At 57.7% G+C, this 16086-nt stretch carries 11 protein-coding genes; 6 read left to right on the plus strand and 5 right to left on the minus strand.

Going from position 1 to position 16086, the window contains the following annotated elements; translation table 11 throughout:
• The first annotated feature begins 270 nt into the window (after nt 1-270).
• On the plus strand, nt 271-2373 hold the full coding sequence (locus tag A3714_RS03190) for a carboxy terminal-processing peptidase (protein ID WP_082844778.1): 2103 nt from the start codon (nt 271-273) through the stop codon (nt 2371-2373).
• Nucleotides 2374-2419: 46 nt separating this feature from the next.
• On the opposite strand, the gene A3714_RS03195 is transcribed toward A3714_RS03190, so the two are convergent.
• On the minus strand, nt 2420-3562 hold the full coding sequence (locus A3714_RS03195; protein WP_063509660.1) for an oxygenase MpaB family protein: 1143 nt from the start codon (nt 3560-3562) through the stop codon (nt 2420-2422).
• Between the two features lie 81 nt (nt 3563-3643).
• The gene (locus A3714_RS03200) at nt 3644-4414 is read right to left on the minus strand and encodes an alpha/beta fold hydrolase (protein ID WP_063509661.1); all 771 of its coding nucleotides are present in this window, start codon (nt 4412-4414) and stop codon (nt 3644-3646) included.
• Nucleotides 4415-4562: 148 nt separating this feature from the next.
• On the opposite strand from A3714_RS03200, the gene A3714_RS03205 reads away from it, so the two are divergent.
• The 4 genes from A3714_RS03205 to A3714_RS03220 all read left to right on the plus strand — a co-directional run bounded on the left by A3714_RS03205 (nt 4563) and on the right by A3714_RS03220 (nt 9275).
• A complete protein-coding gene (locus A3714_RS03205; protein WP_063509662.1) occupies nt 4563-5990 on the plus strand; it encodes an AarF/ABC1/UbiB kinase family protein in 1428 nt (475 codons plus the stop codon).
• A gap of 400 nt (nt 5991-6390) precedes the next feature.
• Nucleotides 6391-7623 carry a Re/Si-specific NAD(P)(+) transhydrogenase subunit alpha gene (locus A3714_RS03210; protein WP_063509663.1) on the plus strand — a complete coding sequence of 411 codons (1233 nt, stop codon included), beginning with the start codon at nt 6391-6393 and terminating at the stop codon, nt 7621-7623.
• Nucleotides 7623-7898, plus strand: coding sequence for an NAD(P) transhydrogenase subunit alpha (locus tag A3714_RS03215; RefSeq protein WP_062817313.1), 276 nt, complete (start codon nt 7623-7625; stop codon nt 7896-7898). Before A3714_RS03210 ends, A3714_RS03215 begins: the two co-directional genes overlap by 1 nt.
• A 3-nt stretch (nt 7899-7901) precedes the next feature.
• The gene (locus A3714_RS03220; protein WP_062817312.1) at nt 7902-9275 is read left to right on the plus strand and encodes an NAD(P)(+) transhydrogenase (Re/Si-specific) subunit beta; all 1374 of its coding nucleotides are present in this window, start codon (nt 7902-7904) and stop codon (nt 9273-9275) included.
• Between the two features lie 274 nt (nt 9276-9549).
• On the opposite strand, the gene A3714_RS03225 is transcribed toward A3714_RS03220, so the two are convergent.
• Nucleotides 9550-10323, minus strand: a complete 774-nt coding sequence (locus A3714_RS03225; RefSeq protein WP_063525742.1) for a YdiY family protein — start codon at nt 10321-10323, stop codon at nt 9550-9552.
• An 11-nt stretch (nt 10324-10334) separates the two neighbouring features.
• Complete coding sequence (locus A3714_RS03230) at nt 10335-11153, minus strand: mechanosensitive ion channel family protein (protein ID WP_062817310.1); 819 nt, start codon at nt 11151-11153, stop codon at nt 10335-10337.
• A 288-nt stretch (nt 11154-11441) separates the two neighbouring features.
• Here A3714_RS03230 and metH point away from each other — a divergent pair, with 288 nt between their 5' ends.
• Nucleotides 11442-15149, plus strand: a complete 3708-nt coding sequence (gene metH / locus A3714_RS03235) for a methionine synthase (protein ID WP_063525743.1) — start codon at nt 11442-11444, stop codon at nt 15147-15149.
• A gap of 121 nt (nt 15150-15270) precedes the next feature.
• On the opposite strand, the gene A3714_RS03240 is transcribed toward metH, so the two are convergent.
• Nucleotides 15271-16068, minus strand: coding sequence for a DUF2189 domain-containing protein (locus A3714_RS03240; protein WP_063508517.1), 798 nt, complete (start codon nt 16066-16068; stop codon nt 15271-15273).
• Nucleotides 16069-16086: the final 18 nt, after the last annotated feature.

Genomic DNA, 16086 nt, shown 5'->3' on the forward strand with positions numbered 1-16086 from the left:
GCTAGGGTCTTGTTTGGATTGCTGAAAACCGTAATGGAGTGGCTTTTCTGACAGTGCAACTTCGCACCGTCACAATAGTCTACAGGTCAGGGCACCCCTGGATAACTCCTTGCATGCCCGTCTTTATAGGCTGGTTCGTGATCGAGACGCAATTTTGAACGTGTGTGTCCGGCGCGCTTACCGTCAAGAACGGCAATAGAGTACGGGCCACCATGAATGACCACCCACGGGCGGTCGTCTATACTGCAGGTAAACCGTTTGAGATACAGCATGTCATTAGTCCGTAAACTCTTCCCCCTGACGCTGGCGCTGGTCCTGTTGGGGGGCGCCATTCAGGGAGTGAGTGGCCTTCGTTCCGAGCCGGAGGTTCAGGGTGACCTGAAGCCCACCAGCGATCAGCTGGATGCCGCCGAGGAAATCGCCGCCAAGCTGAAGCATCACTACCGGCGACTGGAGTTTGACGACACCCTCTCCAGCCAGGTTCTCGACAGCTATCTCAAGGATTTGGACCCCAATCGGCAGTATTTCCTGGCCACGGATATCCGCGAATTCGAGCGCTATCGTGATCAGCTGGACGACCAGCTGAGCCGAGGCCAGCTGGAAGCCGGTTACACCATTTTCAACCGCTTCCAGCAGCGCCTGGAAACACGCCTGGGCAAGCTCCTCGATACCATCAAGAATGATCTGGATTCGCTGACTTTTGACGACCAGGAAACCGTGGTGGTGGACCGCGAAGATGCGCCCTGGGCCGCCAATGAAGCGGAGCTGGATGCCATCTGGCATCGGCAGCTGAAAAATGCCGTCTTGTCCATGCGACTCAATGACAGCTCGCTGGAAGATATCCGTACCCGGCTCACCCGTCGCTATGAAAGCCAGCTCAAGCGCATTACCCAGAATACCCCGGAAGATGTGTTCCAGGTGTACATCAATGCCTTGACGCAAACCTTTGATCCCCATACCACCTATTTCACGCCCCATAATTCAGAAAATTTTGACATCAGCATGAGCCGCTCACTGGAAGGGATCGGCGCGGTGCTGCAGTACGAGGACGGTTATACCAAGGTGGTGCGTTTGGTCCCCGGCGGCCCGGCAGCGAAAAGCGGCCAGTTGAAACCCGCCGACCGGATTGTCGGTGTTGGCCAGGATGGTGAGACCCCGGAGCCCGTGATCGGATTGCGGCTGGACGAAGTTGTGGACCAGATTCGTGGTCCCAAGGGCACCAAGGTCAATCTGGAAATCATCCCGGCGGGCAGCGCCAGTGAGCACGATACCCGCACCATCACCATAGAACGGAACAAGGTGGTGCTGGAGGAACAGGCTGCCAAGAAAGACGTGATAACCATCGACCGTGATGGCGAAACCCTGAAGCTGGGCGTTATTGAAATTCCTGCCTTCTATCTTGATTTCGCCGCTTTCCACCGGGGAGATCCCAACTATACGAGTACCACCAGTGATGTGGCCAAGCTGCTGGTTGAGCTGCGCAAGGAAAACATTGACGGTCTGGTAATCGATCTGCGCAACAATGGCGGTGGCTCACTGCTGGAAGTCAACAAACTGGTCAGCCTGTTTATTAACCGTGGCCCCACCGTGCAGGTGCGCGAATCCAGCGGCCGGGTCAGCATCGAGGGAGACAAGTTCCCCGGGGTGCTCTACGCCGGCCCAATGGCAGTGATGGTCAACCGCTTCAGCGCTTCCGCTTCGGAAATTTTCGCCGGCGCCATGCAGGATTACGGTCGCGCCCTGATTGTTGGCGATCAGACCTATGGTAAGGGCACAGTACAAACACTGCTGGACCTGAACCACGGCAAACTGAAGATGACCAATGCCAAGTTCTACCGGGTTTCCGGGTCCAGCAACCAGAACCTGGGGATCGTGCCTGATGTGGATATGCCGTCGTTGATCGACAAGGACGAGGTGGGCGAAAGTTCCTTGCCCAATGCCCTGCCCTGGGATGAAATCGAATCGGCCAAATACCAACGGGTGAGCGATATTGTTCCCTATTTGCCCGAGCTGCGTGAAAAACATTCCCAGCGCATCAATAAGGACCCGGAGTTTGTTTATGTGGAGTCCCTGCGCAAGCTTCTGGACGAAAACCGTAACCGGGTTGAATTGTCACTGAATGAAGATAACCGCACCGCCACGCAAAAGGCGCTGGATCGAGAACGTCTGGCAATCGAAAACCGTCGTCGCCAGTCCCGCGGGGAAGAGCCGCTGGCCAGCATCAAGGAACTGCGTGAGCTGGAGGAACAACGGGCCCTGGATCCGGAAAGTGATGAAGAGGCTATCGATGAAGACCCCTATGTGCGAGAAACCGGTGAAATTCTGGTGGACTACATGAGTCTGATTCGGGACAACCAGGTCGCTCGCAAATAGGGCTGCCGCCAACAACAAAAAACCGGCTTTCGCCGGTTTTTTTGTTTCAGGCCAAGGCCTTGAATCCCCAGCGGGCGGGGTCGTCCCCCAACCCGGCTTTCAATGTACGCTTGCCCAACCGGTGATTCAGGTCTTCCAGAGCGCGCTTGGCCGGATCAGGCAGGAAGCGCACACCAAAACTGGCGGCACTGACAGCCGTCTTCACCACCCTAACCGCTGTAGCCGCGGAGACGCTGCTGTGGATATTCAGATCATCCGCAACCTTGTCACCGATCAGGTAACGACTGAAGCCCAGCAACACCTCGTAGGACAGGTTAAAGGGGGGCTTGCCGGCCATATCCCGCAGCAGGGCCTTGGCCAGTGATTCGCTGTCTGCGGTGGGCTCATAGAGATGCGAGGTCAATTGCATGGCAAGGATTTCCTGCTCCTCCAGTGTGGTGGTCAGCAATGCCTCGTCGACGCCAAGCAGATAGCCGGCATAGCGCCAGAAATAATGCATGGACTCATGCTCACGGCGACTGATTTGAAGACCAAGCCGCTTGAGTCCCCGGACCACCATGAAATCGAACTCCAGGATGGTGCCCGCCATGTCTTCCTGATTGATTGGCAGGTCGTATTTGGCATTGTCCCAACGGGGATTGTTGGCAAGAAATTGTCGCACTGCCGCGTGCAGCAACCGTACTTCCATCAAGGTGCGATGCCCCAGGCTGCCCGGGCGGATTCCGTCATCACCGACGATGTTGTGGAGCATCTGTCCGGTTTCGTAAATCCGCCGGGAAACATCTTTCTGCAATCGCCCTGTGGCCACCAGTACCTGGGAAGGTTTGTTGTGGGCATAGCCCTCTACCAGGCTTGAACACATCAACACCAGACCCTGCAATGCACCGTTGCGGCGGTACATACGCCGTCCCAGCTCCATGGCGTCAAAATCCACCCAGGCTGGAACGCTGTAACAATGGTCCAGAAAGGCCTGGAAATCACCGCCCTCTTCCCTGGCCCGTTTCTCCACTTCCTCAAGCAAGCCCGAGGGACGGGTAAACTTGATTTGCGCCGCGCAACGATCCGCCAGCGGATCCTGCACCTGCCGCCAGGCATTCAGTCGCTCATGGGAATAGCGATCCCACCAGACCCGCTCACGGGGATTTTGTGGGCCAGATTCGAAGCGGGCCAGTTCCTGCGGTGTTGCCATAATTACCCCACGGTTGTTGTTATCCTGGAACTCACGAGTTCTCGAATAACGCTAGGCCAGCGAGGATAGGGGGTCAACACACTAAACAGAGAAATCTGTTACCCCTTCAATCAAGGTATTGATAAGCCACCGGGGGGCATCGAGGGGAAGATCATGGCCCGCCTGAGGGTGACTCTTGATCGGCAAATCCCAAGCCTGGGCAAGGGTCTGCGAGCAGGCCGGGCTGACAAGGCGGTCCCCTGCCCCGTTGATGATCAGCACCGGGACACTTTCCGGCAAGGCCGCCGGGGCCCGAAAACGCATGGCAGCCAGTAACTGGCGCAGGCTGTTTGCCAGGGAAACCGGGCGTTCCCGCGCGTAACCGGCCCAGGTGTCAGCCAGTTGATGAAGATAGTCTGCCTCACGCAGATTGGACGTGATTTCCAGGATGGCAACCTCCTTGCGCAACCGGTCACGACTGAACACCGCATCACTCAGTAAACGGCGGTAATTCGCCGGGCGCAGGCGTCGCCAGAAGGGGCTGTAGCGACTGGCACTGGTGTTGATCAAGCCGGCAAACGCCACATCGCCAGGAGCCTGGCACAACCACTGCACCGCCACCATGCCCCCCAGAGACAAGGCCACAAGATGATAAGGGCCCTGATGCCCCTGCCGGGCCAGCTGGTCTCTGAGATGGGCAACCATGGCTGCAACCCGTGTCGGACTTTTGTCTCGATAAAACTGGCCATTTCCAGGCAGATCCACCGTCAGCACCTGATCTTGTGGCACACTGGCCTGAAACTGATCGGGAAAATCCTCCCAGTGCCTCTGCTCACGAACCAGGCCACGCAACAACACCCAGGTTCTACCCATGCCCGCATTCCTCCCGAGATATAGAAAAATCAACCTGTTGCTTTCTGTAAGGGGGTATCCACAGGCTCCTTCAGCCAATGACCCGCTATCTAATACCGGCTAGAATGCCACCGGCACTCAGGATCGCAAACGGAGTTTCCTCACGACTATGACACGAAAAACCGTAAAACGGGTTAAGACGGGCTCGGTTGAGCGACGCTTTTCCATGGCCAAAGCCGGCTTTCTGGCCGGCGCCAAGTATGCGACCGCAAGCGCTGGCTCCATCTTCACCCCAAAGGACCAGCGTGAGGCGCGCCGCAAGGAAAACCTGTCCTCCCGCGCCCAGGAACTGGTAGAGGAACTGGGCAGACTGAAAGGCTCTGTGGTCAAGATTGGCCAGATGATGGCCCTGTTTGGCGAACATTTCCTGCCAGAGGAAGTCACCGAAGCGCTCCATACCCTGGAAAACCAGACCACCGCCCTGGAATGGTCCTCCATTGAACGCCATCTCAAGCGAGAGCTTGGAGAGGTGAAAATGGCGGAGCTGGATATTGAAGAAACGCCGCTCGGCGCAGCCTCCCTGGCCCAGGTCCACAAGGCCATACGCAAATCCGACGGCAAGGAGCTGGTTCTCAAGATCCAGTATCCGGGTGTGGCCGATGCCATTGATTCGGACATGCGCGCCCTGGTCCGGCTGCTGAAGCTGAGCCGACTGGTGCCGATCACCGAGCAGTTCAATCTCTGGCTCGATGAAGTCCGCGAAATGCTCCAGCGCGAAGTGGATTACGACCTGGAGGCTCACACCACCCGGCATTTCCGCCAGATTCTCGCCGAGGATACCCGCTTCGTGGTGCCCGAGATTGTGTCGGAATACTCCAGCCATAACATCATGTGCATGACCTTCGAGCATGGTATCAGCGTCACCGATCCGTCCGTGCTCAAGCTCTCCCAGGAACGTCGCAACTTCATTGGTCGCGCCATCATGGAGTTGTGCTGCCGGGAGGTATTCGAATGGAACAAGATGCAAACCGACCCGAATTTCGGCAATTACCTGCTGCGATTTGGTGACAGTCCGGAAAATGACCAGATTGTCCTGCTGGATTTCGGTGCCATTCGGGATTTTGACAATGAGGTGCTGGGCCCCGGCCGGGAAATGATCCGCGCTTCCTTTCATCACGACAGTGATCGCCTGATCCGCGCGCTCAACGCCCTGGATTTTCTTGCCCGCGGAGCCCCTCGGCGGCTGCTGGATGATTTCTGCGCGCTTTGCTTCGAGGCCATTGAGGTTCTTCAGGATCCGGACCGCTTTCCGCCCCCGGCGGAGGTACTCAACGACAAGGGCGAATATTGCTGGGGCAAAAGCAATTTGCCGAACCGCATCATGAATCGGGCCAGCCGCAATGCCCTGTCCGTTCATTTCGATGTGCCGCCCAAGGAGTTTATTTTCCTGGCCCGCAAGTTGCTCGGTGCGTACACCTTTTTGCACGTCATCGAGGCAGAAGTACGCGGCAACACCATTCTGGAGCCATTTATCCACATGCAGGAAGACGCGGATGTGATCCTGGTTGATCAAAAAACCATCAGTCCGGTCGATTAATGGCTCCGATAGTGACAAAAATGCCCTTTTGTCACCCGCTTATCGGTGCGATAACGAATTGTCATTTGCCAAGGTGGCATCGCCACAATAAGGTTAGCACCCTGCTGAGAGCCTGTTTCAGGCCTTTGCGCTACCGAGGGGGTTAGCCTCCGGCTTGTCTCATTGCCCACACTGCGGCAATGGGCCCACCGGCGGTATTCGACCTTCGCAGTGTGATGGAGACAGTGGCGGCCTTCGGGTCATTACCTTCCACCCCACGCGGTACGCAAGGGCCTGAGACAGGCTCTTGTCGGTCGGCTCCCATGAAGCGACCGTTTAACGAGGCTTTCAAGGTGCCGGGTTGCCAACTCTGCTGCCCTGATAGCCGATTATTTGCGAACCACAGACGGGGGTAACGCAGGTGATTATCGGTGTTCCCAAAGAAATCTGCCCTGGCGAGCAGCGCGTTGCTCTAACGCCTGCCAATGTCAGCGCACTGCTGAAAAAACAAGGTGTCGAGATCATCATCGAGCGTGGCGCTGGTGAGATTGCCGGCTACCCGGACAGCGCTTTTGAAGCTGCCGGTGCCAAGCTGGTTGATCGCGACGAGGTTTTCAACGCCGTTCAGGTGGTCCTGCAGGTACAAACGCCTGGCAGTAACACCCAGAACGGCAACGACGACCTGGAAAAACTCAAGCAAGGCCAGATCGTAATCGGCATGACCGATCCGCTGGCCAACCCGCAATTTGCCCAGACCCTGGCCGACAAGAAAGTCACTGGCCTGGCGCTGGAACTGGTGCCGCGTATCACTCGCGCCCAGGCCATGGATGTCCTTTCTTCCATGGCCATGATTGCCGGTTACAAGTGCGTATTACTTGCCGCCAACGAGTCCCAGCGCATGTTCCCCATGAACATGACCGCTGCTGGCACCATGAATGCGTCCCGCGTGTTCGTTATGGGTGCCGGTGTGGCAGGCCTGCAAGCCTGTGCCACCGCCAAGCGCCTGGGTGCCGTGGTGGAAGCCTATGACGTGCGCCCTGCTGCCCGCGAACAAATCCTCTCCGTTGGCGCCAAGCCGGTGGAACTGGATCTGGATACCGGCGAAGCCGAGGGCAGCGGCGGTTATGCCAAGGCCCAGGGCGAGGACTTCCTGAAGCGCCAGCGCGAGCTGATGACCGAAGTGATCAAGGAAATGGACGTGGTAATCACCACGGCAGCCGTTCCCGGCGCCAAGAGCCCGATCCTGGTCACCGAAGACATGGTCAAGGCCATGAAGCCCGGCTCCATCATTGTGGATCTGGCGGCAGAGCGTGGCGGCAACTGTGATCTGACCGAATCCGGAAAGACCGTTGTCAAACACGGCGTTACCATCGTCGGACCTGAGAACGTTCCCTCCTCAGTGGCCTATCACGCCAGCCAGATGTTCGGCAAGAACATGGAAAACCTGCTTAACCTGCTGCTGGACGATAACGGCGATCTGCAACTGGACTTCGAAGATGAAATCGTTGCGGAAACCGTGATCAGCCATGATGGCGACGTACCCCAGGCCCGCCTGCGTGACCTGCTCGGCCTGCCTGCTCTTGCCAAGCCTGAGCCCGAGGCAGAGGAACCCGCCGAAGCGGACTCCGACGCCAACAAGGAGGAGGAGAAATAATGGATTTCGTAGCCCAACTGACCCTGTTTGTGCTGGCGATCTTCCTCGGTGTGGAGCTTATCACCAAGGTCCCGCCAACCCTGCACACCCCGCTGATGTCCGGTTCCAACGCGATTTCCGGTATTACTATCGTGGGCGCCCTGATTGCTGCCGGGTCCGACTCCGGCATGCTGATCAATGTGCTGGGCTTTATCGCTGTGGTGCTGGCCACCATCAACGTGATTGGCGGCTTTATGGTCACCAATCGAATGCTGGCGATGTTCAAGAGGAAGTAATTCATGCAGAACTGGATTGATATCGCCTACTTGATCGCCGCCTGCCTGTTTGTGCTGGGCATCAAGGGGCTGACCAAGCCGAAAACTGCCGTGCGCGGGAATTTGCTGGCTGCTGCCGGCATGGGTATTGCCGCCGTGGTCACCCTGCTCAATGAGCATATTGTCACCTATGAAATCATTATTGCCGGCGTAGTCGTTGGTGGCCTGATTGGTGCCGTCATGGCCAAGAAGGTCCAGATGACCGCCATGCCGCAGATGATTGCCCTGCTGAACGGTTTCGGTGGTGGTGCATCCTTCTCGGTGGCTTCTGCGGAATTTTTCCGTGGTTCTGCCACCGATACGGTATCCATCATTGCCACCGGTGCGGCCGTACTGATCGGTGCTGTGACCCTGACCGGTTCCCTGGTCGCATTCGCCAAGCTGCAGGAGCTCATCGACGGCAAGCCCATGGGCTTCCCGGGCATGAAGCTGGTTAATGCGGTCCTGTTTATCGGTTCCATCGTTGGCATTGGCTATCTGGTGCTGAACCCGGGCAATGAAATGGTGTTCTGGGGTCTTGTGGCGGCGGCCATGGTACTCGGCCTGTTGCTGGTTCTGCCGATTGGCGGCGCCGATATGCCGGTTGTGATCGCCCTGCTGAACTCCTATTCCGGTGTGGCTGCCTCTGCGGCCGGTTTTGTCATGGGCAACAGCGCCCTGATCATCACCGGCTCCCTGGTAGGGGCTTCCGGTCTGATCCTGACCAGCATCATGTGTAAAGCCATGAACCGCTCACTCACCAACGTTCTGTTTGGTGTGATGGCCGAAGCTGGCGAAGCCATGGACGAAGACGAGGTTTACGCCGGCAAGGTGAAATCCACCTCCGCCGAAGAAGTGGCCATGCTGCTGGAAACCGCCCAGCGCGTTGTTATCGTCCCGGGCTTTGGTCTGGCAATGGCCCAGGCGCAGCACGCAGTGCGTGATCTGGCAGATACCCTGGAAGCTGCCGGCATCGAAGTGGCCTACGCCATTCACCCGGTTGCGGGTCGTATGCCCGGTCACATGAACGTACTGCTTGCAGAAGCGGAAGTGCCCTACGATCAGCTCAAGGATATGGATGCCATCAATCCGACCTTCGAGCAGACCGATGTGGCCATCGTGCTGGGCGCCAACGACGTGACCAACCCCATGGCCCGTGAGGACAAAGGCAGCCCGATTTACGGCATGCCTATCCTCAACGTGGACAAGGCCAAGACCGTGGTTGTGGTAAAACGCTCCCTGAGCGCCGGTTTTGCCGGCCTGCCCAACCCCTTGTTCGCCAAGGACAATACCCTGATGTTGTTCGGCGACGGCAAGGGTGCGGTGCTGGATATCACCACCGCCCTGAAAGAAGGCTGATCCTCTGCGGGTCAGCAAAAAGGGGAGCCTCGGCTCCCCTTTTTTATGCCTGTTTTTCCTCTGCTTCCGTCATTGCAGACAACAGGCCCCGGGACTTTACCCCCCTCCCCCCTCAAGCACGCAAACCGCCTTCCCTTGCCTCCGCCGGCCACCGCCAACCTGGCATTGACACGATAAATGCAAGTGCCCTGCTTCGACGGCTCGGGGGCGATCTTCCACAAAAAAGCCCGCATTACGCGGGCTTTTCTGCATTCGGTGCGATGAAACAACAGGACTAGTTGAAGGTATACACCACACCAACCGTTACCTGGTGATCCGTCTCCTTGGTCCCTGCCGGCACCTTGGATTCATGCTCCAGCAAGTGGCGCAACCGCAGGGCAAAATGGCTGTTGATCTTGCTGGTCAGCGAGGTTTCCATCCGGGTACTGGTGGAGTCTTCACCCACTTCACTGCTGATTTCTTCCTGGAATTCAGCGCTGTCACTGATCTTCCAGTGGTATTTCAGCGCCAGACGAGCAATGGCACTTTCTTCCGTGTCCGCACAATCGCTGTAGGAGTCTTCCGGCTCCAGGCACTGTACGCGGTAACCGGGACCCGCTTCCAGATCCAGCTTATGGGCATCGTTTTCAATAAAACGACGACCCAGACCGATGGCGTAACTGGCCTGATAGTGGAACCCGGAGAAATTGTCTTTCTCGTAAGTGGCCACGTTGAACAGATAATTACGGGATTCCTCGCCGAGCTTGCGATCAAGCTTGTAGGAAGCAAAGTAATTTTCATCGGTACGGTTGTATTCTTCCGTCTCCGGATCGCGCTCTTTCTCGTTGTTGGCGTCTGCCTTGAAGTGGTGGCGCCAGAAGGCACTGTCACGGCTGGCGTTGGCGTGGGCGTTCACCGAATCGGAATCGGTATTGCCGCGTTTGAAAAGCAGGCCAACAGAAATATCCCCGGACCACTTGCTTGCTTCACTGGTGCCTTCCTCGGCCGCCACTGATACCGCCGGCAAGCCGGCGGCAATCAGCATGGCAGCGAGATACTTACTGCGCATGAATCTCTCCTCTACTCACTCTTGTCCAGATGCACATCCATCTGCGGAAACGGAATGCCAATCCCTGCTTCATCGAAGCGGCGCTTCACGGTTTCCGTGGTGTCCCAAAGCACCGGCCAGTAATCCGCGCTTTTCACCCAGGGGCGACAAAGGAAGTTCACAGAGCTGTCAGCCAGCTCACCCACAACAATGGTCGGGGCGGGATCCTTGAGAACGCGTTCGTCAGCGGCCAGAACCTCTTCCAGCACTTTCTTCACCACGGAAAGGTCCGCATCGTAAGCAACACCGAACACCATATCTACCCTGCGAGTGGGCAATTCAGAATAATTGGTGATATTGCCGGACATGATTGACCCGTTCGGCACGGTAATCACCTTGTTGTCCGGGCTGTTCATGATGGTGGCAAAGATGCGGATTTCCTTGACGGTACCCGAGGTGCCACCGGCTTCCACGTAATGCCCCACCCGGAAGGGCTTGAACATGATCAGCATCACGCCGGCAGCGAAATTGCCCAGGGAGTCCTTCAGCGCCAGACCTACGGCCAGACCCGCCGCACCGAGAATGGCAACCAATGACGTGGTTTCTACCCCGAGCTGGTCCAGCGAGGCGATGATCACGAAGACAAACAGCAGTACGTGGATGATATTACTCAGAAACTTGGCCACTTCCGTGTCCAGCTTCTTGTCCATCACCCGGCCAAGCCATCCAGCAATTTTCCCGACGATCCATTTACCGACAATAAAGATGACCAGCGCCGCAATGATATTCCATGCGTAGGGCATCAGGTTTTCGTTGGCAAAGGTTTCCAGTTGAGACAGATATTGATCCATTAAACGTACTCCTCATCCAGTGAGCGCGAATTATGCCCATTCCTGCTTCCAGCCCAAGATGGCGGGTTGCCCCGAAGCAGAATTTTACAAAGGTTTCACCTGAGGCAAACGAAGCACAGACCCCTGCCCGCTGCCGGCTTGCTGCACATAATGAAACCTTCACGCGTCCATGGCCAGTCTCAAGGTCCCCATAAGGCAGATTTCCTCATCAATTCATGCACATGTCTGGGTATCTGCCGGGCTGGCCGGTATAATGCTCGGTCACATTTCTGCCTGTCGGAGTCTTCAATGTCCAAGCGCGTGCGTGCCTCCCTGACCGCCCAATTGCAAGAACGCATCCTGATTCTGGATGGCGGCATGGGCACCATGATTCAGGGCTGCAAGTTCACCGAGGAGGACTTCCGGGGGAGTCGTTTTGCCGACTGGCCAAGCGACCTCAAGGGTAACAATGATCTGCTCTGCATGACGCAGCCGGAACGGATCAAGGCCCTTCACAAGGGCTATCTGGACGCCGGCGCTGACATTATCGAGACCAACTCCTTCAATGCCACCTCCATCGCCATGGCCGATTACGACATGCAGGACCTGGCGCGGGAAATCAATGTGGCCGCCGCCCGGGTGGCCCGTGAAGCCGCTGACGAGGCGTCGACGCCTGACAAGCCCCGCTATGTCGCAGGGGTATTGGGTCCCACCAACCGTACGGCCAGCATCAGCCCGGATGTGAACGACCCGGGTTACCGCAACACCAATTTCGACAAGCTGGTTGAGGCCTACCTGGAAGCGCTGGACGGCCTGGTGGAAGGCGGCATTGATCTGATCCTCATCGAAACCATCTTCGACACCCTTAACGCCAAAGCGGCTGTCTTTGCCGTGGATCAGTACTGCTACGAAAACGGCCTGGATCTGCCGGTCATGCTCTCCGGGACGATCACGGATGCCTCCGGCCGGACACTCACCGGTCAGACCACCGAGGCGTTCTACAACTCCCTGCGCCATGCCCGTCCGATCAGCGTCGGGCTCAACTGTGCGCTGGGCCCCATGGAGCTGCGCCCCTATATCGAAGAGCTGTCACGGATTTCCGAGACCTACGTGTCCGCTCACCCCAACGCTGGCCTGCCCAACGAAATGGGGGAATACGATCTCGATCCGGCCACCATGGCCAGGGAAATCCGCGGTTGGGCCGAAAAGGGGTTCCTCAACATCATCGGAGGCTGCTGCGGTACCACCCCCGAGCACATTGCCGCCATGGCGGAGGCCGTGGAGGGATTGCCGCCACGACAGATTCCCGAAATCGAGATCGCCTGCCGGTTGTCGGGCCTGGAACCCTGCACCATCAGCAAGGACTCCCTGTTCGTTAACGTGGGCGAGCGGACCAATGTGACCGGCTCCAAACGCTTTCTGCGCCTGATCAAGGAAGAGGATTACGACGCTGCCCTGGACGTGGCCCGTGACCAGGTGGAGAACGGCGCCCAGATCATCGACATCAACATGGATGAGGGGATGCTGGAATCCGCCGAGTGCATGGTGAAGTTCCTTAACCTGGTGGCATCTGAACCGGAGATCTCCAAGGTGCCGATCATGATCGATTCCTCCAAGTGGGAAGTGATCGAGGCCGGTTTGAAATGCATCCAGGGCAAGGGGGTGGTGAACTCCATTTCCATGAAGGAAGGTGAAGAAGCCTTCCTGCACCAGGCGCGACTGCTGCGTCGTTACGGTGCGGCAGTGATCGTCATGGCCTTTGATGAGGAAGGCCAGGCGGAAACCCGTGAGCGCAAGGTGGAAATCTGTACCCGAGCCTACAAGCTGCTCACTGAAGAAGTGGATTTCCCGCCGGAAGACATTATCTTCGACCCCAATATCTTTGCCATCGCCACCGGCATTGAAGAGCACAACAACTACGCCGTGGACTTCATCGAAGCCGTGGCGGACATCAAGCGTACCCTGCCCCACGCCATGATTTCCGGCGGCGTTTCCAATGTGAGCTTTTCCTTCCGCGGCAATGACACTGTCCGTGAAGCGATTCATGCCGTGTTCCTCTACTACGCGATTCGCAATGGCATGGACATGGGCATTGTTAACCCGGCCATGCTGGCGATTTATGCGGATATTCCCGAAGAACTTCGCAACGCCGTAGAAGACGTGGTGCTTAATCGCCGTGAGGATGGCACCGAAATTCTGCTCGATCTGGCCGAAAAATACCGGGGAAGCGGCGCCGAAAAAGCCAAGAAAGAGGATCTGGCCTGGCGTGAATGGGACGTGGAAAAGCGTCTCGAACATGCCCTGGTGAAAGGCATCGCCGATTACGTGGACGAGGATACCGAACTGGCACGCCAGAATGCCGCCCGGCCCCTGCACGTGATCGAGGGGCCGCTCATGGATGGCATGAACGTGGTCGGCGACCTGTTTGGTGAAGGCAAGATGTTCCTGCCCCAGGTGGTGAAATCCGCCCGGGTGATGAAAAAGGCCGTGGCCTACCTGCTCCCCTTCATGGAAAAGGAAAAGGAGGAGCTTGGCACCCAGGACGAGGCCAACGGCAAGATCCTGATGGCCACGGTAAAAGGCGATGTACACGATATCGGCAAGAATATCGTCGGCGTGGTACTGCAGTGTAACGGCTACGACGTGGTCGATATGGGCGTGATGGTGCCCTGCGAGAAGATTCTGGAAACGGCCCAGGCAGAGAAGGTGGATATCATTGGCCTGTCCGGTCTGATCACGCCGTCTCTGGATGAAATGGTTCACGTGGCCAGTGAAATGCAGCGCCTGGGCATGGATCTGCCGTTGATGATCGGCGGCGCCACCACCAGCCGCATCCACACCGCCGTGAAGATCGACCCGGCCTACGAGCAGGCAGTGGTGCATGTCGCCGATGCCTCCCGGGCGGTGGGCGTCGCCTCCAAATTGCTCTCCAAGACGGCCAAGGCTGATTATGTGGCCGAATTGAAGGAAACCTACGAAGGCCTGCGCGTGCGCCGGAAACAGCAGCAGGTTGACCGCAGCCTGATTTCCATCGAGCAGGCCCGGCAGCATCGCTTCCAGCCAGACTGGTCCAGCTACACCCCGCCCGAGCCAAAAGTGAAAGGTCTGAAGGTGTTCGACGATTACCCGCTGGAGGATCTGGTGCAGCGTATCGACTGGACCCCCTTCTTCCGCTCCTGGGAGCTTGCCGGTAAATTTCCGCGCATTCTGGAAGACGAGGTGGTCGGTACTGAAGCCACCAAGCTTTACCGTGATGCCCAGGCAATGCTTGAGAAAATCGTTGAAGAAAAGTGGCTAACCGCCCGTGCTGTAATAGGTTTTTGGCCAGCAAACTCGGTCATGGACGATATCGAGCTGTACCGTAACCCCGGTGACAAGGAGGCCTTCATGACCCTCCATCACTTGCGCCAGCAGCTCGACCGGACCAAGAACGACAAGCCTGACTTCTGTCTCAGCGACTTTATCGCGCCCAGGGAAACCGGCCTCACCGACTGGCTGGGCGGCTTTGCCGTCACCGCCGGCATCGGCATCGACGAACACGTGGCACGCTTTGAAGCGGACCACGATGACTACTCTTCCATTATGCTCAAGGCGCTGGCTGACCGGCTGGCAGAAGCACTGGCCGAGCGCATGCACGAAAAGGTGCGTAAGGATTACTGGGGCTACGCCAGCGATGAAGCCCTCAGCAACCAGGACATGATCAGTGAAAAATACCGGGGTATTCGCCCTGCCCCTGGCTACCCGGCCTGCCCGGACCACACTGAAAAAGCCTTGCTCTGGGAGCTGCTGGAGCCGGAGAAGAATGCCGGCATGACCCTGACGGAAAGCTACGCCATGCTGCCTGCTGCGGCGGTGTCCGGTTGGTATTTCTCTCACCCGGAAGCCAAGTACTTCGGCACCGGCAAGCTGGCCAAGGATCAGATGGATGACTATGCCGCCCGCAAGGGAATGACTCGCAAGGAAATCGAGCGCATGGTGCCGCATCTATTGGGCTACATGGACGAAGAGCAAAGCTGAACCAGGACTGCAAAGGCGCAAGCCCCATGGCAACGGCAGGGTTTCGGGACCGGACGCCCCACGCTGCCGGCCGCGCCTGCGAGTCGGGAGAATTTTGAGTGCCACTCCCCCACCCGTCTCTTCAGTGATGCTCCTGCGGAAGTTCGAAGCGGGCCTCCCATGCACTGGCATCAATCGATTCCCGGTAGCCGTGCCAGGTGGCATAGCCGAGCACCGGGAGCAGCACAGCAAGCCCCAGATAGGCCGTCAGCAATCCTGACAGCAAGCAGACGCCAATAAGGCTCGCCCAGACAAACAGCGCCAGCTTGTTGCGCAACACCGCATTGATGCTCGTGATCACGCCGGTCACCATGTCCGTGCGGCGATCCATGATCATCGGCAAGGAAAACACGCTGGCGGTGAAGATAATGGCGCAGAACACGGCACCAACACTGCTACCCACCCCGAAGAACAACACGATATCTTTCCAGTGCCATTCGTTGACCGGATAGAAAATGTAAATCAGGTTGGCGGCACGAGCCCAGATCAGGAAGACCACAATCATGATCACCGTGTAGGTCAGCGCATCGCCCATGCACTGCCTGGCCTGGCGCAGACTCTCCCTCAGCGTAGGCACCCGGTCCTGCTGCAGCTGAATGCTGATGTTATAGAGGTTCAGGGCAAGAATGGGTCCCAGGAAGACAAAGCCGGAGATCAGCCCCAGATACAACCCCATGTTGCCAAACCACCAGGTGGCGCCAGTAATCAAGTAGCTGAGGCCCACCATCATCAATCCGTAGATCAGGCTCGGCCCCGGAGCCGCACGAAAATCCTGCCAGCCCTTGCGTAACCAGAGCAAAGGCGCAGACGGGGCGATGGTACGACAGGGTGCCACAAAGGGGCGGGTATCCTCTTCCTGCGGGTTATTATCGTTATTCATCACTGGGCCATGGGGTGA

The sequence above is a fragment of the Alcanivorax sp. HI0007 genome, assembly GCF_001635525.1.
Lineage (GTDB): Bacteria > Pseudomonadota > Gammaproteobacteria > Pseudomonadales > Alcanivoracaceae > Alcanivorax.

What these genes read in the sequence shown, in the direction of transcription:
- A3714_RS03190 (WP_082844778.1), top strand. Translation starts at nt 271, where the DNA reads ATGTCATTAGTCCGTAAACTCTTCCCCCTGACGCTGGCGCTGGTCCTG.
- A3714_RS03195 (WP_063509660.1), bottom strand. Translation starts at nt 3,562, where the DNA reads ATGGCAACACCGCAGGAACTGGCCCGCTTCGAATCTGGCCCACAAAAT.
- A3714_RS03200 (WP_063509661.1), bottom strand. Translation starts at nt 4,414, where the DNA reads ATGGGTAGAACCTGGGTGTTGTTGCGTGGCCTGGTTCGTGAGCAGAGG.
- A3714_RS03205 (WP_063509662.1), top strand. Translation starts at nt 4,563, where the DNA reads ATGACACGAAAAACCGTAAAACGGGTTAAGACGGGCTCGGTTGAGCGA.
- A3714_RS03215 (WP_062817313.1), top strand. Translation starts at nt 7,623, where the DNA reads ATGGATTTCGTAGCCCAACTGACCCTGTTTGTGCTGGCGATCTTCCTC.
- A3714_RS03220 (WP_062817312.1), top strand. Translation starts at nt 7,902, where the DNA reads ATGCAGAACTGGATTGATATCGCCTACTTGATCGCCGCCTGCCTGTTT.
- A3714_RS03225 (WP_063525742.1), bottom strand. Translation starts at nt 10,323, where the DNA reads ATGCGCAGTAAGTATCTCGCTGCCATGCTGATTGCCGCCGGCTTGCCG.
- A3714_RS03230 (WP_062817310.1), bottom strand. Translation starts at nt 11,153, where the DNA reads ATGGATCAATATCTGTCTCAACTGGAAACCTTTGCCAACGAAAACCTG.
- metH (WP_063525743.1), top strand. Translation starts at nt 11,442, where the DNA reads ATGTCCAAGCGCGTGCGTGCCTCCCTGACCGCCCAATTGCAAGAACGC.
- A3714_RS03240 (WP_063508517.1), bottom strand. Translation starts at nt 16,068, where the DNA reads ATGAATAACGATAATAACCCGCAGGAAGAGGATACCCGCCCCTTTGTG.